The organism is Mycolicibacterium boenickei (assembly GCF_010731295.1).
In the GTDB taxonomy this organism is placed as follows: domain Bacteria; phylum Actinomycetota; class Actinomycetes; order Mycobacteriales; family Mycobacteriaceae; genus Mycobacterium; species Mycobacterium boenickei.
In genome coordinates this window covers 1,760,579-1,781,014 of the sequence record NZ_AP022579.1, presented here as the reverse complement: position 1 = coordinate 1,781,014, position 20,436 = coordinate 1,760,579, and the positions used below count along the sequence as shown (strand labels likewise).

The window sequence follows — 20,436 nt, the reverse complement described above, 5'->3', positions numbered from 1 at the left end:
ACCATCAGAACATGCTCGGTGGCATCGCGCGCGGCATACGGGCGCACGTGCGCCGGCGGGGCTACGCCCTCCCGGTGGGTTACAACTGGGCCATCGTGCTGGCGTTCGACACCACGGTGATCGGTGCCGGCGTGGTCGCCATGTGGCAACGCCCGACGACGGACCTGCCGGCGAGCCTGCTGGCAGTCGTCGTCTGCATCGCCCCGTTCGCGTTGTTCTACCTTTCCGGCATCGATTTCAAGGCACCGATCGTCTGGGCCACCTGGACCACCGCCACCGCCGTGTTGCTGTTCGCAACAGCAACACCGGTCTCCAACGATTTCGCTCCGCTGATCGCGGTGCTGATGGTCGGCGAGGTCGCCTCACTCGCCGGGGTGTGGGGCGGATTCCTGGCCTCGCTGACCGCGGCCACTCTGCTGCTGACGGCGGCTTCGCAACACCGCCTCGACGCCCTGCCGCTCTATATGGGGATCCTCGGAATGGGCTGGCTGGTCGGGTATCTCGTGCATACCCAGCAGCAACTCATGCGGCAGCAACAGGAGGCACAAGCCGCACAGGCCCGGCACGCCGCAGCCGATGAACGGCGCCGGATCGCCCGCGAGGTCCATGACGTGATCGCCCATTCGCTGAGCGTCACCCTGTTGCACGTGACCGGAGCGCGTCGCGGGCTGCAGCAGGACCGCGACGTCGACGACGCCGTCGAGGCATTGGAGCAGGCCGAACGCCTGGGCCGGCAGGCCATGGCAGATATTCGCCGCACGGTCGGACTACTCGACGGCGCCCCGATGAGCATGGCACCTGAACCCGGTGTCGACGACATCAGTTGCCTGGTGGACGATTTCGTCCGGGCCGGGCTCAATGTACGTTTCGACGCGACCGGCCGGACCGATGTGGTCTCCGGCGCGGTGGGCTTGGCGCTGTATCGCATCGCCCAGGAGTCCCTGGCCAACATCGCCAAACACGCACCTGACGCTGAAGCGACAGTGCTGCTGAGGATCTCGCGCACTTCGGCGACGCTGACGGTCGCCAACAGACTGCCCGTCCCCGCATTGGCCGTGAGGAACGGCCACGACGTGGAGGGGCGCGGTGTGCGCGGCATGCGCCAACGCGTCGAGCAGCTCGGCGGGATCATCAGCGTGGGCCCTGCCGACGACGGATGGTCGGTGCGCACGAACATTCCGTTGGACGACACCGGCCGGGCGCCGCGCTGGTGCCCCGTGGTGTCATGACGGACCCCGTGACCGAGGTGGCGGTCCTCCTGGTCGACGATCAGGATCTGGTGCGCTCCGGCCTGCGACGCATCCTGCGACGCAAGGACGGTTTCGTGATCGTCGCCGAGTGCGCCGACGGCGATGAGGTGCCCGACGCTGTCACCCAGTACCGCCCCGACGTCGTGGTGATGGACCTGCGGATGAAGCGCGTCGACGGCATCGAAGCCACCCGGCAGGTGACCTCGGCCGACGGACCGCCGGTGCTGGCGCTGACCACGTTCAACGACGACGAATTGCTCTCCGGCGCGCTGCGCGCCGGAGCCAGCGGATTCGTGCTCAAGGACTCCTCGGCCGAGGAACTGATCCGGGCCGTGCGCGCAGTGGCGCAGGGCGACAGCTATCTGGACCCGGCGGTGACCTCACGGGTGCTCACCACATACCGCAAGTCCGCCGAGCCGCGTCGCGCCGCTGCCGTCGGCGACCTCACGGCCCGCGAACTCGATGTGCTGACGCTGATCGCCAAAGGGCATTCCAACGCCGAGATCGCCGACGAGCTCAGCATCTCCGGCCTCACCGTCAAGAGCCACATCGGCCACATCTTCATCAAGCTCGACCTGCGTGACCGTGCCGCCGCGATCATCCACGCCTACGACACGGGGCTGGTCAGTCCTCAGTAATTCCCTCAAGCGTGCCCCGCCTCAGGGGGATGGGAGGAGACGGGGCACGCAGCTTTGCGGTCAACGGTTCACCCGCCGTGAGTCGCCGCATGACTCTCCGGATCTGGATGCCGGCTGCGACCCACGTGGGCCTCGGCACGCATCCGCTCGACCATGTGCGGATAGTGCAGCTCGAACGCCGGGCGCTCCGAACGGATCCGGGGCAGCTCGGTGAAGTTGTGCCGCGGCGGCGGGCACGAGGTCGCCCACTCCAGCGAGTTGCCGTAACCCCACGGGTCATCGACGGTGACGGGCTCGCCGTAACGCCAGCTCTTGAACACGTTCCACACGAACGGCAGCGTCGAGATGCCCAGAATGAACGATCCGATCGTGGAGACCACGTTGAGCGTGGTGAAGCCGTCGCTGGGCAGATAGTCGGCGTAGCGACGAGGCATGCCCTCGTCACCCACCCAGTGCTGCACCAGGAAGGTGAGGTGGAAGCCGATGAAGGTCAGCCAGAAGTGCACCTTGCCCAGGCGCTCGTCGAGCAGACGTCCGGTCATCTTCGGGAACCAGAAGTACACACCGGCATAGGTGGCGAACACGATGGTGCCGAACAACGTGTAGTGGAAATGTGCGACCACGAAATAGCTTTCGGTGACGTGGAAGTCGATCGGCGGGCTGGCCAGCAGCACGCCGGACAGACCACCCAGCAGGAACGTCACCAGGAAGCCGACCGAGAACAGCATCGGCGTCTCGAAGGTCAACTGGCCCTTCCACATCGTTCCGATCCAGTTGAAGAACTTGATGCCCGTCGGGACGGCGATCAGGAACGTCATGAAGGAGAAGAACGGCAGCAGCACCGCGCCGGTGGCATACATGTGGTGCGCCCACACCGCGACCGACAGGGCCGCGATGCTGATGGTCGCGTAGACCAGCGTGGTGTAACCGAAGATCGGCTTGCGGCTGAACACCGGAATGATCTCGGACACCACACCGAAGAACGGCAGCGCGAGCACATATACCTCGGGGTGACCGAAGAACCAGAACAGGTGCTGAAAGAGCAACACACCACCGTTGGCCGGATCATAGATGTGCGCGCCGAGTCGCCGGTCGGCGGCCAGACCGAACATGGCCGCGGTGAGCAGCGGGAACACGATCACCACCAACATCGAGGTCACCAGGATGTTCCAGGTGAAGATCGGCATCCGGAACATCGTCATGCCCGGCGCACGCATGCACACGACCGTGGTGATCATGTTGACCGCGCCGAGGATCGTGCCCAGACCGCCCACGGCGATGCCCAAGATCCACAGGTCCGCTCCCACTCCCGGCGAGTGGATGGCATCGCTGAGCGGCGTATAGGCCGTCCAGCCGAAATCAGCTGCGCCGCCGGGGGTGATGAAGCCGCCAAGGGCGATCAGCGCGCCGAACAGGAACAGCCAATAGGAGAGGGCATTGAGCCGTGGGAAGGCGACGTCGGGCGCGCCGATCTGCAGCGGGAGCACCAGGTTGGCGAACCCGAACACGATCGGGGTGGCGTAGAACAGCAGCATCACCGTCCCGTGCATGGTGAACAGCTGGTTGAACTGCTCGTTGGAGACGAACTGCATCCCGGGTTCGGCCAGTTCGGTACGCATGAACAGCGCCATCACGCCGCCGATACCGAAGAACGTGAAACACGTGACGCAGTACATGATGCCGATCAGCTTGTGATCGGTCGTCGTGATGAGCTGGTAAATCAGGTTGCCTTTGGGGCCCACCCGTTCCGGAAACGGACGGCCTGCCTCGAGTTCGTCGATTGGCGGGGCTTCGGCAGTCACGACAGAACTCCTCTTCTATCCCCCTGGGTAAACACGATCAAGATCACCAGGAAAAGACTCGTGGGCGCACGCTCAGAGAAGAAGGGTCTTTGGTCCTCAATATCGGATCTGGCATGTCGGTGGAGCCCATCCGAAATTGACTGCGCTGCAATATAAAACACACAGCTGCCGCATTCCCCGGCACACCAGCGCCAAGAAAGGTGACCGTCGGACCCGAGAAAGGGACCAATGGCCACTGCCGCCACGCGCCCGCGGGCAGCCATCATGAGGTATGGACGCTTCAGCTTCGCCGGCCGCAGAGATCCATGAGACGCACACCGGGATCGTCGCGTTGGTTGGCGAGAAGGCGTACAAGGTGAAGAAGGCGATCACCACGGACTTTCTCGATTTCAGCTCCGTCGAGCTCCGCGAACAGGTGTGCATACGCGAGGTTCGCTTGAATCAGCGACTGGCACCCGACAGCTACCTCGGGGTCGCCCATTTCGCCGATCCGCAAGGTGGTCCGCCCGAGCCGGTGATCGTGATGCGCAGGTACCCCGATTCGCGCCGGTTGACGTCGATCGTCGTCAGCGGTGAACCTGTGGCCGAGCAGCTGTCGGCGATCGCCGAGGTGATCGCACGGTTTCACGCCGGCGCCGAACGATCGGAAGACATCGACCGCGCAGCGACGGTGCCCGCGATTGCCGGCCGCTGGCGGGACAACCTCGCCGAATTGCGCCGGTTTGCGGGAACAGTCGTGCCCGCGGAATGGCTGGCCGAGGTCGATCGACTGTACGACCAGTTCATGGCGGGTCGGACCGCACTGTTCAGCGACCGCATCGCCGGCCGCCGCATCGTCGACGGCCACGCCGACCTGTTGACCGGCGACATCTTCTGCATGCCGGAAGGTCCGGCCATCCTCGACTGTCTCGAGTTCGACGACGGCCTGCGCCATGTCGACTGCATCGACGACGCGGCGTTCCTGGCCATGGACCTGGAGTTCCTCGGCCGCAAAGACCTGGCCGACTACTTCATCGCCGAGTACCAGCGGATCTCCGGGGACACGCCACCACCAGCGCTGCTGGACTTCTACATCGCATACCGTGCCGTGGTCCGCGCCAAGGTGGACTGCATCCGGGTTCAGCAGGGCAACCCAAGTGCCGCCGACGATGCGAAACGCCATCTCGACATCGCTCTCGATCACCTCCGCCGAGGCACCGTGCGACTGGTCATCGTCGGCGGTGGCCCCGGCACCGGCAAGACCACGCTCGCGCACGCGCTCGCCGAACAGGTGGCTGCGCGGGTCGTCTCCACCGACGATGTGCGTCGCGAGTTGCAGGAGCGTGGAGTCGTCGACGGCGCGGCGGGGATATTGAACGAGGGGCTGTACAGCAGCGAGAACGTGTCCGCCGTTTATGAGGCCGTGCTCGAGAAGGCCCGGCAGACATTGGGCATGGGGCAGTCGGTGATCCTCGACGGCACCTGGCGAGATCCGGGCCTTCGGCAACGAGCCCGGGATATCGCCGCTGAGCAGCATTGCCCAACAGTGGAATTGGCGTGCACGATGCCTCTCGACGAAGCCAAGCAGCGCATCGTCCAGCGACAGGGCACCAACTCGGATGCCACCCCGCAGATCGCAGAGGGCTTGGCGACCGACGCCGAATGGCCGGACGCCCATCCCATCAACACGCGCCGCCCGCTCGCGGACTCCGTCGCCGAAGCCCAACGGATCTGTTGCTCGGCGATCTGAATCCGACTGTCATTGCCATTACGAAATACGGCTCCGGTGTAAACCCGAAGCCGAAAGCCGCCTGACAGCCCTAGTAAAGTAAAACGGCGGCCTTCCTTCCGGCCGCGACCTGTACAAACATTCCGAGCAGCCGGTTCGGCGCACCCATCCAAGGGGGAAATATGAATGAAGTGCTGGCCCGCGCCGGCATCTTCCAGGGTGTGTCACCAGACGCCGTGGCTGCACTGGTTCGGCAGCTGGAGCCCGTGACCTTCCGTCGGACCGAGGTCGTGTTCTCCGAAGGCGAGCCCGGCGACACGCTCTACATCATCACCGCAGGCAAGGTGAAGATCGGCCGCAAGTCAGTGGACGGCCGCGACAGCCTGATCACACTGATGGGCCCGTCGGACATGTTCGGCGAGCTCGCCATCTTCGATCCAGGGCCGCGGACTTCAACCGTGACCGCCCTGACCGAGGTGAAGGCCGTCGTGATGAGCCGCAGCGTGCTGCGCGGCTGGATCGCCGATCGGCCCGAGATCGCCGAGCAACTCCTACGCGTGCTGGCCCGCCGGTTGCGCCGCACCAACGACAACCTGTCCGACTTGATCTTCACCGATGTGCCGGGCCGGGTCGCCAAACAACTGCTCTACCTGGCACAACGTTTCGGCAGCCGCGACGGCAGCGCACTGCGCGTCGACCACGAGCTGACCCAGGAAGAGATCGCCCAGCTGGTCGGGTCCTCGCGGGAGACGGTCAACAAGGCGTTGTCGGACTTCGCGCAACGCGGCTGGATCCGGGTTCAGGGCCGCAGCATCCTGATCGACAACGCCGAACGGCTGGCCAAGCGCGCGCATTGATCCCGGTCATGTGACCACCGAGACATTGTTAGTACCCTAACTATTAGGGTACGTTCAGTTTGTGTCCGCAGTATCGGAAGCGCCGGAGCTCAGCTCCGATCCATTGGCCCTCGAACGGCAGGTCTGTTTCGCGCTGGCCGTCAGCAACCGCGCCGTGCTCGCGGTGTACCGCCCGCTGCTGGAGCCGCTGGGCTTGACCCATCCGCAGTACCTCGTGATGCTGGTGCTATGGGACCACCAACGGTCCAACTCGGGCGGCACACCCCCGCTGTCGGTCAAGGAGATCGCCGCAGCGCTGCAACTCGACTCGGCGACCCTCTCGCCGATGCTCAAGCGACTGGAAGCACTCGGCCTGCTGACCCGTACCCGCCGGGCCGGCGACGAACGTGCGACCGACGTGGAGCTCACCGATGCCGGGATCGCCCTGCGTGAGCGGGCACTCGCCATCCCACCCGCCGTGGTGGAACGCCTGGGCGTCGACATCGCCGAACTCGAAGAGCTGCATCGGGTGTTGACCCGCATCAACGTGGCTGCGCTGGCGGCCAATTCACTCACCGATTGACACCAGGAGCCCTCATGGCCGGCCAGAAAACCAAAGACCGTCCCAACTTCTTTCAGTACGTCGCCTACTGCTACGGCAAGCGGTTGCCCGATTCCATGCGCGACTGGGTGGCCCATGACCTGGCCGACCACGGGGCCGTCCGCCGGCATCTGATCCGGATGGCGATCCCACCGCTGTTCGTACTGGCACCACTCTGGCTGCTACCCGCGTCGCTGTATGTGCACATCGAGATGACGGTGCCGATCTACATCTGGGCCATCCTGATGGCGCTTGCGCTGAACAAGATCTGGCGCCGGCACCGGTTGGCGCAGCACGGGCTCGATCCCAACCTGGTCGACGAGATCCAGTACAAGAAGGACCAGCGCAAGCACGAGGAGTACATCCGGCGGTTCGGACCGCGTCCGGAATCCTCCAAGTACCAGGCCAACAGCAGCCCGTTCTGAGCATTTCCCCTGGATAGCCCCCTTGCATGCAAGCTTGCATGCAAGGGGTACCCTGGTTTCCCGTGGAGACCGACGAGAAGTCGAGCAACAGCCAACGCGTCTACCGGATGACCAAGGACCAGATCCTCTCCGGTGAGTTTCGAGGCGGGCAGCTGCTCAGCGAGGTAGAGGTGGCGACGCAGCTCGGCGTCAGCCGCACACCTGTGCACGAGGCGTTTCTGCGTCTGGCCGCCGAGGATTTCCTGGACCTGGTGCCCCGGCGCGGCGCCGTCGTCGTCCCGGTCTCTGCGCAGGAGGCCACCGATCTGCTCGAGATGCGCCTGGCCCTCGAGACCGCGGCGGTGCGCCGACTGTGCCGGTCAGCGGACTCCATCGACACCTTGTTCGGCGAGCTGACCGAGTTGGTCGAGCGACAGCGCCACGGCGCGGCGATCGGCGATGCCGATCAGTTCGCGGCCGCCGACGACGCCTTTCACCGGCGGATCGTCGAGGTCGCCGGGAACACGATCGCCGGCCGTTTCTACGGGTCGCTCAGCGACCGCCAGCGCCGCATGATGGCCGACGCCGCCCGCTCGGACTCCGCCCGGTTGACCGAATTGATCGGTGAGCATGCGGCATTGGCCGATGCCATCGGCCGGCGCGATGTGCCCGGTTTCGAAGGCGCGTTGCTGGCGCACCTGGAGGCGACGTACCGGGTGGTGCTGGCATGACCGCTGTCGCCATCGAGTCCTCTGAGGCGCCTGAGCAGGTTCGGCACCGTCTCCAGCCGTGGCTGGCGGTGGCCATCGCGGTGTTCTGCATCGGTTGGGGCGGAAACCAATTCACCCCGCTGCTGATCGCCTACGCCCAGCACTCCGGATACACCCGGGTGGACGTGGACATCCTGCTGGGCGCCTACGTGCTCGGCCTGATCCCTGGCCTCCTGATCGCCTCGACGCTGTCGGACCGCCACGGTCGACGCAATGTCATGGCCGCCGGTGTCATCAGTGCGGCGCTGGGCAGCCTCATCCTGGCCGTCGGTGACTACTGGGGTTTTCCGGCCCTGTTCGTCGGTCGGGTGTTCAGCGGGGTCGCCGTCGGGATCGCCATGGCGGTCGGCTCGGCATGGATCACCGAGCTGTCTCGGCCGCCGTTCGACGACGCCTCCGCCGGCGCCGGTGCGCGCCGCGCTTCGATCTGCTTGTCGTTGGGCTTCGGCGTCGGACCGCTGTCCGCCGGGCTGCTGACCGTGTACGCACCGCTGCCGCTGGTGTTGACCTACCTGGTTCACGCGGCGCTCTGCGTGCCGGTGTTGTGGGCGGTGTGGACTCGGACCGTCGAGACCCGCTCCCGCACAACGTCTCGGCCCTTCCTGGACGGATTGAAGGTGCCCGCGGCCGGACACCGCCGATTCCTGCATGTCGTTGTTCCGATGGCGCCGTGGATCTTTGGTTCGGCAGCCATCGCCTACGCGGTGGTGCCCGCACTCGTCGCCGACCAGCTCGGCTCCTGGGCCCTGCTCTATACGGTCGGGCTGACCGTGCTGACGCTGGGCTGCGGTGTGGCGATCCAACCCGTGGCGCGGCGCCTCGATGACGTGTCCAGCTCACGTGCCGTCGTGGTGTCGATGGCACTGATGGCGTTGGGCATCTTCGCCGCCGTGGCCACCGCCGTGACCCGCTCGGCGCTGGTCGCCCCGCTGGTCGCGATGCTGCTCGGCAGCGCGTACGGGATCGCGATCGTGTCGGGTCTGCTTGAGATCCAGCGCATCGCGCCGCCCGACGAGCTCGCCGGCATCTCCGGGGTCTACTACTCGCTGGCCTACCTGGGATTCCTGCTGCCTGCCGTGCTGGCCGCGCTGGCGCACTGGTTCAGCTATCCGGTGATGCTGACTTTTGTCGGTGTACTGGCGATTGTCTGCACCGTGGTGTGTGCGTCAGGGTGGGCGAAGCACCTGGAGCCGCGGACGCCTGTTCCTCTGCGAGAGAACTAGCCTCGCGGCCATCGCCGGTGTGATGAAGGCCCCCAACCTTCCACAGGTTTTGCCGGGAACATGCGAAGCAGCTTCAGTACGCCGATTGGCGCCCCTCGCATGTCAGAGCCCAATGGGACGGTATGTCTATGAACCTTGCCGCAGTAGGCGTAATTACGGGCGCGCTTTCGGTTGTCGTCTCAGGATGGTCTCTGTTCTACAGTGCGAGCGAACGTCGTTGGATTCGTGTCGACCGGCTATTAACCCTGGCGGACAGACTTGACGATGAGGATCTCAAGACGGAGTTACGAAAGGATGCAGTGCATTTGGCGCGCTGCCTCTACCTGCGCGAGCGCAGAGTGGAAGTACGAATGATGCGCACTTTTACCCACAGATCCCACATGTTGAATCTCGGCGCGCCGTCATTGATACGGATGATCCCTGGCCGACGCTCGCACCGAGAAACAGCGGCGATCTGGACGGGGTTCGTGGCCATTGGCCTGGTCCTCGTCGTAGCCGCCGCGTGGCCCGGAAGTTCAAACCCGCACCTCGCACCGTGGTTCGGCGTGGCAACGCTTACCGTCGCAGGTCTGCAGTTCTATTTCACTGTGGCTAGAGGATTCCGCTTTCCACGACGAGTTGTACAACCAGAGGCACTCTTCGGCATGGAAGCAAGTATCCGTAGCGAGGCTGCCAAGGCATGGCCACCGCATTACATCGAGGCCACCGACTAACAACGAGCAGCATCCGCCCCCGGAGCCCCAACTTTTCGGGGGAACCGCTCCTGAATCAACAGGAGTGCACATCGAGAGTGCAGTTGACCCCACATCCATCGCTCCGTGCAGTGCACGGTCCCGTACCGTCGATTTCGTGACGGTGTCGCGATCACGTCTGACCCGGCTCTGCGCCGTAGGAACTGTCCTGTTCACGGTTGCCGCGACCACCTCATGCGGACAGCCGGCGCCCCCGCCGGCGGCCAGTTCCACGCCCACAACGACCGCGCCGGCACCGGCCGTCCCGATGCCCACCCTGGCTGCCGTCGTTCCCGCGGGTGACTTCACTGCGGTCTCGAAGCTCGTCGACGACTCCATCGCGGCACATCGCCTGCCGGGTGCGGTGGTCCAGGTCGGCCACGGCGGCAACGTCGTCTTCCGCCAGGCTTACGGTTCGCGCAAGCTCGACGGTGAGCCCGGACTCGACGGGGTGCCCGCGCCCGCCGAGCCGATGACCGAGGACACGATCTTCGATCTGGCCTCGCTGTCGAAGAGCATCGCGACGACGACGGCGTTCATGCAGCTCTACGAACAGGGCAAGGTCGAGTTCGACGATCCGGTGCAGAAATATCTGCCGGACTTCAACCCCACCAATGACCCACGGCGCGCGCAGGTGACGGTCCGCATGCTGCTCACCCACACGTCGGGCATCGCGGGGGATCTGAGCCTGGACGGTCCGTGGGGGCTCGACAAAGCCGACACGGCCGAAGGCATTCACCGCGCGCTCGGCGCGTGGGTGGTGTACGGGCCCGGCGAGCTGTTCCACTACTCCGACATCAACTTCATTCTGGTCGGCACGATCATCGAGCGGATCACCGGCCAGCCCCTGGATCGATATGTGCAGGACAATGTCTTTGCGCCGCTTGGGTTGTCAGAGACCCACTACCTCCCGGCAGCCAAAGCGTGTGGTCCGCACCAGATCCGGGGAACAGCGGTTGCCCTCGACCCGAGTGCGGCCAAGGTGACCGACTGTCCGGAAGGAACGTGGAGCACCGACCTCTTGCCCCGCATCGCACCGACGGCGCTCGACGAAGACACCCCTGGCCTCAACCCCGACTACGGCCACCCGCTGCGCGGCACCGTGCACGACCCGACCGCACGCCGCATGGGCGGGGTGGCCGGGAGCGCCGGGGTGTTCTCGACAGTCAACGACGTCGGCCGATTCGCACAAGCCCTGCTCGATCGCCTCGCGGGCCGGCCGAGCACGTTTCCACTGAAGCAATCGACCGTGGAGTTGATGGCGACTCCGCAGCAGCCCGGGAACAGTGCCGAACAAGTCGAGGCGGCCAACAACGCCGTCCGCAGCGCCGTCGCAAACACCCCGAACACAACCGATCCCCTTCTCGCCCCGCAGTATCCGGCCATCGACGGACAAGACCTTCGCGGGTTCGGCTGGGATATCGACACCGCCCACTCCAGGCCGCGCGGGCTGGTCTTTCCCGTCGGCAGCTTCGGCCACACCGGATTCACGGGCGTGACGCTGTGGATGGATCCCGGGTCAAACACCTACGTCGCCGTCCTGGCGAACGTGATCCATCAACGCGGCGGACCGCCGATCGCCAAGCTGAGCGGGGACGTGGCCACCGAAACCGCCCGGGCGCTGCATCTCTACGGGAACTAACCAGCACGGGTGGACATCGTCTGGACCAGTTCGTAGCCTGTCCGGGAGATATACAGCCGGGCCAGGATCGGTCCTTGCAGCGAAGGATCGTGACTATCCGAATGACCGGGGTGCGCCATCTGGTTCGGCGAACGGTGTGCGCTGCGGCCGCGGTCCTGGTTCTGACGCCGATCGGCGCCGCGACGGCTGACCCTGCAGCCGACGGGGTGGCCAAGCTCAACGAGTTGTCCCGCCAGGCCGTTGAGAGTCGCAAGGCCGTCACCGCTGCTCAACGCGATGTCGATGCCACGCAGGCCGAAGAGGCGGCGGCCGCCGACCGCCACCGCGCCGACCTGGAGGCCCTCGAGGTCGCGAACGCCCAGTTGCAGCCCTTTCAGGCGGCAGTCGACCGGGTGGCGGCGATGACGTACATGAGTAGAAGCACCGGCCGGGTAGCGGCAGTGCTCACCGCGGGCTCCCCGCAGGAGCTGATCGATCAATTGACCGTGCAGCGGGCAGTCGTCGATGGGGCGGCCGACAAGATGGAAGCCTATCGATCAGCGCGTGAACGCGCGGCCGAGGCCGCCGGCGCATCGGAGAGATCGGCCGCTGATGCGCGCACCGCTGCCGAGCGGGCGTCCGCGGTACGCGAAGACCTGCAGACCAAGTTGCGTGCACTGCTGCGTCAGATTGCCGAAGCGGAGGCGCAGTACGGGGCATTGACCCCGCAGCAGCAGGCCGTGGTGAACAACGCGGCGGCGGTGATGCCCGGCGCCACTGCGGACATCCCGGAGTCGTTGCCCGTCGGCGTCGCCAACGAGGTCGGGCTACAGCCGAACACCATCCTGGCTGCCCGAGCCGTCAGCGCACAGTTTCCGCAGATCGCCGAGATCGGTGGGGTCCGGCCCGACTCTTTGCCGTGGCATCCCAGCGGTCTGGCCATCGACATCATGATCCCGAATTCCGGGAGCGCCGAGGGCATCGCGCTCGGCAACGAGATCATGGCGTTCGCGCTGAGCAACGCAGCCCGATTTGGGCTGCAGGACGTCATCTGGCGGGGCACCTATTACACGCCGTCCGGACCGCAGGGGTCCGGCTACGGCCACTTCGACCACGTGCACATCACCACGACCCCCCGTCACTGAGGGCCTGCGGCTACGTTGCCGGCGCCCCGGACACTCGCCCGTCCGCCAGCACCAGCTGCCGCCGGATCAGGAACAGCGGAAACGCCACACTCACCGCGACGAGGAAACTGAGCACGAGGTAGATCCACACCGTCGGGATGCCGATCCGGCGCGCCTCGACAACCATGAACACGAACGCCGCCAACCCGAGCAGCAGCAGATCGTTGGTGAGTGAGGACGACGCATAGTTGGCGTAGCCGCTCTGGACGAAGTCGATCAGGCTGGTGCTCTCGGTGGTGATGTAGCGGATGTTGTTCCACCAGGTGCCGACGAGCGCTACCAGTGCGATCACCGCATAGGTGCCGCACAAAATCTTGTCGTTTCGTGTCAGCATTGCCATCGTCCTGCCTCCCCGTCAGACCGACACAGTCCAGGTCAACCTATCGATCCGAGGTCCACGAGGGGGCCGATTGCACACCAATTTGGTGAGTGAGTACTCTCTCACCATGTCATCCGGACGGGACCGACTTCTGGCCACAGCTCTCAAGCTGTTCTCGGCCAAGGGGTACGCCGCGACGTCGGTGGCCCATATCCAGCAGGCCGCCGGCCTGGCGCCGGGTTCGGGTGCGCTATACAAGCACTTCGGCTCGAAACGCGAACTGCTGGAGGCCGCGGTCTCGCACCGCATCGATGCCATCGTGAGCGCCCGTGAGCAGTACGACGCCGGCAATCCCAAGTCCGTCGAAGAGGCGGTACGCAGCGCCGGACAGTTGATCTGGACCAACCTGACCCAGAGCGAGGAGCTGCTGCGGGTCATGCTGCGCGAGCCGGATGAGCTCGGCGAACTCGACGAGAAGACCTGGCAGGTCATCACCGACAATGCCTATCAACGGTTCGCCGACGAGCTGGCTGCCTCCAACCGCTCGGGGCGGACCCAGATCCCCGACCCCGAGGCCACCGCGGCGGTCGCGATCGCCGGGCTGTCCTATGCCGCGACGCTGCAGGCGCTGACCGGACGGTTGCCGGGCAACGTCGACCACGAACGCTTCTTCGAGGCCTGGGTCGTCCAGACCGTCAGCATGATCAAGCAGCACCGCTCTCAAACCAACTGATCCCCAACCTATTTCAGGAGTAGTCCGTGACGTTCTCAATGCAACTGAGCGACGACGTGATCGAAGTCCGCGACTGGGTCCACCAGTTCGCCGCCGAGGTGGTGCGTCCCGCCGCCGCGGAATGGGACGAGCGCGAGGAAACCCCCTGGCCCGTCATCCAGGAAGCGGCCAAGGTCGGGCTGTACTCCCCCGAGTTGTTCGCCCAACAGGCCGCCGAACCCACCGGGCTCGGCATGCTGACCGTGTTCGAGGAACTGTTCTGGGGCGACGCGGGCATCGCGCTGTCGATCCTGGGCACCGGCCTGGCCGCAGCGGCGTTGGCGGGCAACGGAACTCCCGAGCAGATCGGCCAGTGGCTGCCCGCCATGTTCGGCACGCCCGGCGAGCCGCACCTGGGTGCGTTCTGCTCCTCCGAACCCGACGCCGGATCGGACGTCGGCGCCATCCGCACCCGCGCCCGCTTCGACGAGGCAACCCGCGAATGGGTACTCAACGGCACCAAGACCTGGGCCACGAACGGCGGTATCGCCAACGTCCACATCGTCGTCGCCTCGGTCTACCCCGAACTCGGCTCACGCGGCCAGGCCACGTTCATCATCCCGCCCGACACCCACGGCTTCACCCAGGGCCAGAAGTTCAAGAAGCACGGCATCCGCGCCTCGCACACCGCCGAGGTGGTGCTCGACAACGTCCGACTGCCCGAGGATCTGATCCTGGGCGGGCGAGAGAAGTTCGAGGAGCGCATCGCACGGGTCAAGTCCGGCGCCTCGGCCGGCGGTCAGGCCGCGATGAAGACCTTCGAGCGCACCCGGCCCACCGTGGGCGCGATGGCGGTCGGCGTGGCCCGCGCCGCCTATGAGTACGCGCTCGACTACGCCTGCCAACGTGAGCAGTTCGGACGCAAGATCGGCGAGTTCCAGGCCGTCGCGTTCAAGCTCGCCGACATGAAGAGCCGGATCGACGCCGCCCGCTTGCTCGTGTGGCGGGCCGGTTGGATGGCGCGCAACAACCAGGCGTTCGACAACGCCGAGGGCTCGATGGCCAAGCTCGTGGCCAGTGAGACCGCGGTGTACGTGACCGATGAGGCGATCCAGATCCTCGGTGGCAACGGCTACACCCGCGACTACCCGGTCGAGCGGATGCATCGCGACGCCAAGATCTTCACCATCTTCGAGGGCACCAGCGAGATTCAGCGGCTGGTGATCTCGCGGGCGATCACCGGTCTGTCCATTCGATAGCGGACGGGGCGGCTACTTGCCGGTGCGTTCGCGGTGCTTGCACCCGGGCCAGCAGCATGGCCGCCGCTGACCTTCCTCCAGCTCTTCCTGAGTCCGGCGGATCCGCCGCTCGCGTGTCACCTGCTGCTTGGCGTCCTCGACCCAGCAGATGAACTCGTTGCGCGCGAGCGGCGTGATGTCGCGCCAGGCGGACAGCGCCGTGTCATTGCCGATCAGGGCTTCGCGCAGGTCCGCCGGCAACTTGTGCACCACTCCTCCGGGCACCCGTTGGCCAGTCATGAAGCCAGGTTAAAGGCGGCAGCGCAGCAACACACTTGCGACACGACATTGCCCTTACCGTGACCTTAAAAGAGTCTTATTTTTCTTAGAGTTGGTGTACGGTGAGTGCTTAGGGACGGTTATCCGCCTCAGCAGTGACGGAAGGAACCCGACATGCAGCCTGCAGCAGCCACCCGGATCGCTCTCGTTACCGGCGCATCGCGGGGTATCGGCGCCGACGTCGCCCAGCAGCTCGCCGGTCCGGACACCCACGTCGTCGTGAACTACCGCGAGAAGGCCAAACGCGCCAACACGGTCGTCGACGCCATCCGCCGTGCGGGTGGCCGCGCCTCCAGCCTCGGTGCCGACATTTCCGATGAAGCCGCTGCTGCCGCCATGATCGAGCGGATCGGCAGGGAGTTTGGCCGACTCGATGTCCTGGTGCTCAACGCATCCACCGGGCTGGAGCTCGGCACTGATCCGGGCTATGCGATGCGGCTGAACCGCGATGCCCAGCGCCGCCTGGCCAAGCTGGCCCTGCCGTTGATGCCGGTGGGCGGTCAGATCGTGTTCGTCACCAGCCACCAGGCGCACTTCTTCCCCAACAAGGCCGTGCCGAAGGGTTACGCGGCGATCGCCGCGAGCAAGCGCGCCGGTGAGACCGCGCTCTATGCCATGCGTTCCGAATTCGACCGGCGTGGCATCGATTTCACTGTGGTTTCCGGAGAGGTGATGTCCGACCGGGAGTTGGCGACGACGATCGCCCGCGCCGCGTCTGCACCGTACCCGTCTGGGATCGTCTACGCCGGCGGGCCTGACTTTCTCTGCCAGATGTCGGCCTGAACTGCAATAGAACTACTGCGCCCCAGCAAGATTCGCCTGTAGCTGGTCGCGGACCGCGGTCCCGAGCACACTCGTCGTCGCGGAACCGCCCATGTCGGGGGTCAGGACATCCCCTCCGCGAGCGAGCACATCCTCGACGGCCGTCAGGATCGCAGCGGCCGCGGCGTGCTCACCAAGGTGGTCGAGCATCAACGACGCGCTCCAAATCTGCCCGATGGGATTGGCTATTCCACGTCCGGCGATGTCGGGCGCAGACCCGTGAACCGGCTCGAACAGACTCGGAAATCGCCGCTCCGGGTTGATGTTTCCGCTCGGGGCGATACCGATGGTGCCGGTGCACGCGGGACCCAGGTCCGACAGGATGTCACCGAAGAGGTTGCTCGCGACAACGACGTCGAACCAGTCCGGGTGCAGCACGAAATTCGCCGCGAGGATATCGATGTGGAACTTGTCCACCTCGATATCCGGGAACCGCGCGCTCATCTGCTCGACACGTTCGTCCCAGTACGGCATCGTGATGGAGATACCGTTACTTTTCGTCGCCGAGGTCAGATGCTTGTCAGGCCGACGTTGGGCAAGTTCGAACGCGTACTTCAGAATCCGGTCGACACCGACCCGCGTCATCACAGTCTCTTGCAGCACCGTCTCGCGGTCGGTGCCCTCGAACATCCTGCCGCCGATACTCGAGTACTCGCCTTCGGTGTTCTCCCGGACGACGACGAAGTCCACCTCGCCGGGCTCACGGCCGGCGAGCGGACTTCTCACTCCGGGCATCAGTTTGACGGGGCGCAGGTTGACGTACTGATCGAAGTGCCTGCGGAACTGCAGGAGACTTCCCCACAGCGAAATGTGGTCGGGCACAACGTCCGGCCAGCCGACCGCACCGAAGAACACCGCGTCGAACCGGTTCAACTCGTCGAACCACCCGTCGGGCAGCATGGCGCCGGTGTCGGTGTAGTACTCCGCGCACGCGTAATCGAACTGCTCATAGTCGATGGCGAAACCGAAGGCGGCCGCCGCCGACTCCAACACCTTGAGACCTTCGGGCACCACTTCCTTGCCGATGCCGTCGCCCGGGATCACTGCGAGCCGATGGGTGGTGGTCATGCCGCCACCCTACGTTCCGGCGATTCGGCGCCAACGAAAAGCGAGGGGCACCCGGTATGGGCGCCCCTCGCTGGTGTCGTACGTCAGCGGCCGTTGCCGAACACCGGTGTGACGGCGCCGGTGCTGGCATGCTGCTGGATGTCGTGCACCCACTGGTGGTGAGAGATGTCGGCTTGCGCCGGGGCGGCCAGGCCGACGATAGCGGCGGCGAACCCGGTGACGATCATTCCGGCAAAACCAAACTTCTTCATTTCGAAGCCCTTCGTTCTGGGCGTTCGAGCCGTGGCGTGTGTGTCGCGGTTCGGACGTCTTGTCCTCCGGTTCGGGGGATTCCTACCCGGTCTGACTTCCACAACATGCAGGTCAGCGCAGTTAATTCCGATGGCAGAAATTGAGCGGCGGCTGGCAGGAACGGACTAGTTTTTGTGACAAGCACACACTTCGCGGCAAGGAGGCCTCGTGTCCCGACTCCGGTTCGGCTACTTCATCGCCCCGTTCCACCGCCCGGGCACCAACCCGACGTTGGCGCTGCACCGGGACCTGGAGTTCGTCGAGCACCTCGACGCCCTCGGGTACGACGAAGTCTGGATCGGTGAGCACCACTCGGCGGGCAGCGAGATCATCAGCTCGCCCGAGGTGTTCATCGCCGCGGCGGCCGCCCGGGCCAAGCGGATCAAGTTCGGCACCGGGGTGATCTCGCTGTCGTACCACAACCCGCTGTGGGCGGCCGACCGGTTGATGCTGCTCGACCACCTCACCCACGGCCGCATCATCGGCGGCGTCGGGCCCGGCTCGCTGCCCACCGACTCGGCCATGATCGGGCTGACCCCGACCGATACCCGGGAACTGCTCGAAACCAACCTCGACATCATGGTGCGGCTGCTCGCAGGCGAAACGGTGAGCGCCAAGACCGCCACGCACGAGTTGTTCGACGCGAAACTGCAATTGGCGCCGTACTCCGAAGGAGGGATCCCGTTGTCGGTCGCCGCCGTCGCCTCCCCGACCGGTGCCCGGTTGGCCGGTAAGCACGGCATCGGGTTGCTGTCGATCGGCGCCACACTGAGCGAGGCCGGATTCGATGCGCTGGCCCATCACTGGAACATCGCCGAGGAGCGGGCGGCGGCGTTCGGCACCACGATCGACCGGAGCAACTGGTCACTGGTCGGACCGTTCCACATCGCCGAGACCGATGCCCAGGCGCGCGCCGAGGTCCGGTACGGCATCGAGGCCTGGTTCAACTACTTCCAGAAGGTCGCGGCATTCCCGCAGATGACCATGCCGGGAGACACCATCGAGGCAATGATCGACGCGGTCAACGATCGCGGCGCCGGCGTGATCGGAACGCCGGAACGGGCACGTGCCCAGGTGCAGCGACTGTGGGATCAGTCCGGCGGTTTCGGATCGATGCTGCAGATGGCCGCGGACTGGGCCAATCCCGCTGCCACCCGACGCTCGGCAGAACTGTTCGCCGAAGAGGTCATGCCGCATTTTCAGGGTCAGGCCCAGCCGACCCTGGACGCCGCGGCGCGCGCCGGGCAGGTACGCGACGGGCTGGCCCAGTCTCAGATCGACGCGATCGCCCACATGTCGCAGAAGTACGAGGCCGAAAAGGCCGACTCGTAACAGGATTTGGTGGCTGTGGCGCCGCTTTCTACACCTGGGCTGCTCTGCCGCGCCGTTTTCTACACCTGGGCGGCTCTTCGGCAAGGACCACGACCCAGCGGTAGAAATCGGCGCACGTCGAAGGCTAGGCGGCCGTTGAAGCGATGATCCAGTTGCTGAATTCGACGGCGAGGTGCCAGCAGTGCGCGGCGACCATGCGGGCGGGGAACAACCCGGGGAACTCGACGGTCAGGAGTGCCTCCATAGCACCGTCAAGGTCTCGGAACTGGTGGCGGACCCCGCCGATGACCAGGCCGTCGTCAAGGACCGCCCGCCCGGCGATCTGCACCGGGTATTCGGGCTTCACCGGTACGGAAACCGACTCGCCCGCAGCGTAATCGACCAGGAACCGCGTCGGGGTCGGTGATCCTCCCGTGGTCTCGACGACTTCCTGCCGCCCATCGGGCAGTCCCCGCAGCAGGTAATGGTCGGGGCAGGCCCGGACCATCGCACTCTCGTCGTTCGTCGCGGTGAGCCCGTCGAACCAGGCGCCGAACTCCTCGGCGGATACTCCGCCGGCAACGAGTCTGGTTGTGCTGTAGACATTTCTGCCGCGACTGCCGGCCACCGCCAGGCGTGCGACACGTTCGGACATCGCCAGTTCACGACGCAGCATTGCGTAGATGCCGGCATGACCGAGCCCCGACTTCAATGCGCACAGCACTTCCCGCTGCGCGTCCAGGCCCCGGCCGGTCACGATGTTGAGGTCGACGCCGGGAAGGATTTCGCCGACCGCGCGCCGCCCCAGTCGTGAACCCAGCTTGGCCAGAACCGCCTTGGCACGCCGCGCTTCCCAGTGCTCGACATCGGCGCGGCTGACAGCCCGCCCGTCGATGAACGTCTGGATCGCAATCTCGGTCATTGTTTCCCACCTGCTGCGCTGGCAATCGGGTCGCGCGGCAGGATGCCGGCGAGCACGAGCTCGACGAGACGTGTGCACAGACCGTCGTCGATCGGCTGGCGCGTGACGAGGGTTCTGAAACTCAGTGGGGCGACGAGGGTTTCCAGGACCAGACGCGGATCGGTGCCGGCCGGCAACTCCCCGCGATCGACGGCCCGGTCGATGATGGCTCTGACCAACTCCAACCGTCCGCTCCAGAACTCCCGCCGCACCGCAGCCCAGCGCGACTCCTCACCGCTGAACGCCAATGCTTGCGCCAGCGCTCGCCCGACGGGGCCGCTCAGATACGTCGCGATCCCCTCGAGCAATCCGCGCAGGTCGGTGTCGAGCGCCCCGGTGTCGGGCACCGGAATCACCTGCTCGCTGTATCCGAGCAGGGTCTCGGTGATCAGATTCTCGCGATTGCCCCACCGCCGGTAGATCGACGTTTCGTGGACGCCGGATCGTGCCGCGACGTCGCTGACCGTGAAGTCGGCGATGCCCTTCTCGGCGATGACCCCGAGTGTCGCTTCAGCCACAGCTCGACGGACCCGCTCGGAACGGCCACCGGGCCTCCGTCGAATGTCGTCAATCATCGCCAAACCCCTAACGCCAGTACCGCATGCGT

General features: G+C 65.7%; 22 protein-coding genes. 15 read left to right on the top strand and 7 right to left on the bottom strand.

Annotated elements, in window-relative coordinates:
- The first annotated feature begins 11 nt into the window (after nucleotides 1-11).
- Together G6N57_RS08290 and G6N57_RS08285 are read left to right on the top strand one after the other, a co-directional pair.
- Nucleotides 12-1,229 carry a sensor histidine kinase gene (locus G6N57_RS08290; protein WP_077740031.1) on the top strand — a complete coding sequence of 406 codons (1,218 nt, stop codon included), beginning with the start codon at nucleotides 12-14 and terminating at the stop codon, nucleotides 1,227-1,229.
- Entirely contained in the window at nucleotides 1,226-1,888 is a 663-nt protein-coding gene (locus G6N57_RS08285) for a response regulator transcription factor (protein ID WP_077740030.1), read from the top strand. Before G6N57_RS08290 ends, G6N57_RS08285 begins: the two co-directional genes overlap by 4 nt.
- 68 nt (nucleotides 1,889-1,956) lie before the next feature.
- Here G6N57_RS08285 and ctaD read toward each other — a convergent pair whose 3' ends face one another.
- A complete protein-coding gene (ctaD, locus tag G6N57_RS08280) occupies nucleotides 1,957-3,690 on the bottom strand; it encodes an aa3-type cytochrome oxidase subunit I (protein WP_077740029.1) in 1,734 nt (577 codons plus the stop codon).
- 271 nt (nucleotides 3,691-3,961) lie between these two features.
- Here ctaD and G6N57_RS08275 point away from each other — a divergent pair, with 271 nt between their 5' ends.
- The 9 genes from G6N57_RS08275 (at nucleotide 3,962) to G6N57_RS08235 (ending at nucleotide 12,729) form a co-directional block, all read left to right on the top strand.
- Nucleotides 3,962-5,419, top strand: coding sequence for a bifunctional aminoglycoside phosphotransferase/ATP-binding protein (locus G6N57_RS08275; protein WP_077740028.1), 1,458 nt, complete (start codon nucleotides 3,962-3,964; stop codon nucleotides 5,417-5,419).
- A gap of 161 nt (nucleotides 5,420-5,580) precedes the next feature.
- Nucleotides 5,581-6,255, top strand: a complete 675-nt coding sequence (gene crp, locus G6N57_RS08270) for a cAMP-activated global transcriptional regulator CRP (RefSeq protein WP_077740027.1) — start codon at nucleotides 5,581-5,583, stop codon at nucleotides 6,253-6,255.
- Between the two features lie 61 nt (nucleotides 6,256-6,316).
- Complete coding sequence (locus G6N57_RS08265; protein WP_077740026.1) at nucleotides 6,317-6,817, top strand: MarR family winged helix-turn-helix transcriptional regulator; 501 nt, start codon at nucleotides 6,317-6,319, stop codon at nucleotides 6,815-6,817.
- Nucleotides 6,818-6,831: 14 nt separating this feature from the next.
- Nucleotides 6,832-7,260, top strand: coding sequence for a DUF5313 domain-containing protein (locus G6N57_RS08260; protein WP_075919764.1), 429 nt, complete (start codon nucleotides 6,832-6,834; stop codon nucleotides 7,258-7,260).
- 62 nt (nucleotides 7,261-7,322) lie between these two features.
- Nucleotides 7,323-7,970, top strand: a complete 648-nt coding sequence (locus G6N57_RS08255; RefSeq protein WP_234815616.1) for a GntR family transcriptional regulator — start codon at nucleotides 7,323-7,325, stop codon at nucleotides 7,968-7,970.
- A complete protein-coding gene (locus G6N57_RS08250) occupies nucleotides 7,967-9,232 on the top strand; it encodes an MFS transporter (RefSeq protein WP_077740024.1) in 1,266 nt (421 codons plus the stop codon). The genes G6N57_RS08255 and G6N57_RS08250 overlap by 4 nt, the downstream gene beginning before the upstream one ends.
- A gap of 128 nt (nucleotides 9,233-9,360) precedes the next feature.
- A complete protein-coding gene (locus tag G6N57_RS08245; protein WP_162563934.1) occupies nucleotides 9,361-9,945 on the top strand; it encodes a hypothetical protein in 585 nt (194 codons plus the stop codon).
- Between the two features lie 136 nt (nucleotides 9,946-10,081).
- Nucleotides 10,082-11,605 (top strand): serine hydrolase domain-containing protein, encoded by a 1,524-nt coding sequence (locus tag G6N57_RS08240; protein ID WP_174814465.1) that lies wholly within the window; start codon nucleotides 10,082-10,084, stop codon nucleotides 11,603-11,605.
- A gap of 101 nt (nucleotides 11,606-11,706) precedes the next feature.
- Nucleotides 11,707-12,729: a coiled-coil domain-containing protein gene (locus tag G6N57_RS08235; RefSeq protein ID WP_077740022.1), complete on the top strand. Its 1,023-nt coding sequence runs from the start codon at nucleotides 11,707-11,709 to the stop codon at nucleotides 12,727-12,729.
- A gap of 10 nt (nucleotides 12,730-12,739) precedes the next feature.
- Here G6N57_RS08235 and G6N57_RS08230 read toward each other — a convergent pair whose 3' ends face one another.
- A complete protein-coding gene (locus G6N57_RS08230; protein WP_234815615.1) occupies nucleotides 12,740-13,102 on the bottom strand; it encodes a DUF2834 domain-containing protein in 363 nt (120 codons plus the stop codon).
- Nucleotides 13,103-13,214: 112 nt separating this feature from the next.
- On the opposite strand from G6N57_RS08230, the gene G6N57_RS08225 reads away from it, so the two are divergent.
- Together G6N57_RS08225 and G6N57_RS08220 are read left to right on the top strand one after the other, a co-directional pair.
- Nucleotides 13,215-13,820, top strand: coding sequence for a TetR/AcrR family transcriptional regulator (locus G6N57_RS08225; protein ID WP_077741838.1), 606 nt, complete (start codon nucleotides 13,215-13,217; stop codon nucleotides 13,818-13,820).
- Nucleotides 13,821-13,846: 26 nt separating this feature from the next.
- The gene (locus G6N57_RS08220) at nucleotides 13,847-15,058 is read left to right on the top strand and encodes an acyl-CoA dehydrogenase family protein (RefSeq protein ID WP_077740021.1); all 1,212 of its coding nucleotides are present in this window, start codon (nucleotides 13,847-13,849) and stop codon (nucleotides 15,056-15,058) included.
- 12 nt (nucleotides 15,059-15,070) lie between these two features.
- On the opposite strand, the gene G6N57_RS08215 is transcribed toward G6N57_RS08220, so the two are convergent.
- Nucleotides 15,071-15,337, bottom strand: coding sequence for a YdeI/OmpD-associated family protein (locus G6N57_RS08215; RefSeq protein ID WP_077740020.1), 267 nt, complete (start codon nucleotides 15,335-15,337; stop codon nucleotides 15,071-15,073).
- A gap of 153 nt (nucleotides 15,338-15,490) precedes the next feature.
- Here G6N57_RS08215 and G6N57_RS08210 point away from each other — a divergent pair, with 153 nt between their 5' ends.
- The gene (locus tag G6N57_RS08210; protein ID WP_077740019.1) at nucleotides 15,491-16,159 is read left to right on the top strand and encodes an SDR family oxidoreductase; all 669 of its coding nucleotides are present in this window, start codon (nucleotides 15,491-15,493) and stop codon (nucleotides 16,157-16,159) included.
- Nucleotides 16,160-16,171: 12 nt separating this feature from the next.
- Here the strand turns inward: G6N57_RS08210 and G6N57_RS08205 are convergent, their stop codons facing one another.
- Nucleotides 16,172-17,266, bottom strand: coding sequence for a tartrate dehydrogenase (locus G6N57_RS08205; protein WP_077740018.1), 1,095 nt, complete (start codon nucleotides 17,264-17,266; stop codon nucleotides 16,172-16,174).
- A gap of 83 nt (nucleotides 17,267-17,349) precedes the next feature.
- On the bottom strand, nucleotides 17,350-17,517 hold the full coding sequence (locus G6N57_RS31640; protein WP_097925833.1) for a hypothetical protein: 168 nt from the start codon (nucleotides 17,515-17,517) through the stop codon (nucleotides 17,350-17,352).
- A gap of 208 nt (nucleotides 17,518-17,725) precedes the next feature.
- Here G6N57_RS31640 and G6N57_RS08200 point away from each other — a divergent pair, with 208 nt between their 5' ends.
- A complete protein-coding gene (locus G6N57_RS08200; protein WP_077740017.1) occupies nucleotides 17,726-18,889 on the top strand; it encodes an LLM class flavin-dependent oxidoreductase in 1,164 nt (387 codons plus the stop codon).
- Between the two features lie 124 nt (nucleotides 18,890-19,013).
- On the opposite strand, the gene G6N57_RS08195 is transcribed toward G6N57_RS08200, so the two are convergent.
- Nucleotides 19,014-19,790 carry a hypothetical protein gene (locus G6N57_RS08195; RefSeq protein WP_077740016.1) on the bottom strand — a complete coding sequence of 259 codons (777 nt, stop codon included), beginning with the start codon at nucleotides 19,788-19,790 and terminating at the stop codon, nucleotides 19,014-19,016.
- Nucleotides 19,787-20,347, bottom strand: a complete 561-nt coding sequence (locus G6N57_RS08190) for a TetR/AcrR family transcriptional regulator (protein ID WP_197908789.1) — start codon at nucleotides 20,345-20,347, stop codon at nucleotides 19,787-19,789. The genes G6N57_RS08195 and G6N57_RS08190 overlap by 4 nt, the downstream gene beginning before the upstream one ends.
- Nucleotides 20,348-20,436 lie beyond the last annotated feature (89 nt).

Bases quoted from the DNA above. Each gene is read 5' to 3' on its own strand.
- G6N57_RS08290 (WP_077740031.1), top strand. From the start codon at position 12: ATGCTCGGTGGCATCGCGCGCGGCATACGGGCGCACGTGCGCCGGCGG.
- G6N57_RS08285 (WP_077740030.1), top strand. From the start codon at position 1,226: ATGACGGACCCCGTGACCGAGGTGGCGGTCCTCCTGGTCGACGATCAG.
- G6N57_RS08275 (WP_077740028.1), top strand. From the start codon at position 3,962: ATGGACGCTTCAGCTTCGCCGGCCGCAGAGATCCATGAGACGCACACC.
- crp (WP_077740027.1), top strand. From the start codon at position 5,581: ATGAATGAAGTGCTGGCCCGCGCCGGCATCTTCCAGGGTGTGTCACCA.
- G6N57_RS08260 (WP_075919764.1), top strand. From the start codon at position 6,832: ATGGCCGGCCAGAAAACCAAAGACCGTCCCAACTTCTTTCAGTACGTC.
- G6N57_RS08250 (WP_077740024.1), top strand. From the start codon at position 7,967: ATGACCGCTGTCGCCATCGAGTCCTCTGAGGCGCCTGAGCAGGTTCGG.
- G6N57_RS08245 (WP_162563934.1), top strand. From the start codon at position 9,361: ATGAACCTTGCCGCAGTAGGCGTAATTACGGGCGCGCTTTCGGTTGTC.
- G6N57_RS08235 (WP_077740022.1), top strand. From the start codon at position 11,707: ATGACCGGGGTGCGCCATCTGGTTCGGCGAACGGTGTGCGCTGCGGCC.
- G6N57_RS08230 (WP_234815615.1), bottom strand. From the start codon at position 13,102: ATGCTGACACGAAACGACAAGATTTTGTGCGGCACCTATGCGGTGATC.
- G6N57_RS08225 (WP_077741838.1), top strand. From the start codon at position 13,215: ATGTCATCCGGACGGGACCGACTTCTGGCCACAGCTCTCAAGCTGTTC.
- G6N57_RS08215 (WP_077740020.1), bottom strand. From the start codon at position 15,337: ATGACTGGCCAACGGGTGCCCGGAGGAGTGGTGCACAAGTTGCCGGCG.
- G6N57_RS08210 (WP_077740019.1), top strand. From the start codon at position 15,491: ATGCAGCCTGCAGCAGCCACCCGGATCGCTCTCGTTACCGGCGCATCG.
- G6N57_RS08205 (WP_077740018.1), bottom strand. From the start codon at position 17,266: ATGACCACCACCCATCGGCTCGCAGTGATCCCGGGCGACGGCATCGGC.
- G6N57_RS31640 (WP_097925833.1), bottom strand. From the start codon at position 17,517: ATGAAGAAGTTTGGTTTTGCCGGAATGATCGTCACCGGGTTCGCCGCC.
- G6N57_RS08195 (WP_077740016.1), bottom strand. From the start codon at position 19,790: ATGACCGAGATTGCGATCCAGACGTTCATCGACGGGCGGGCTGTCAGC.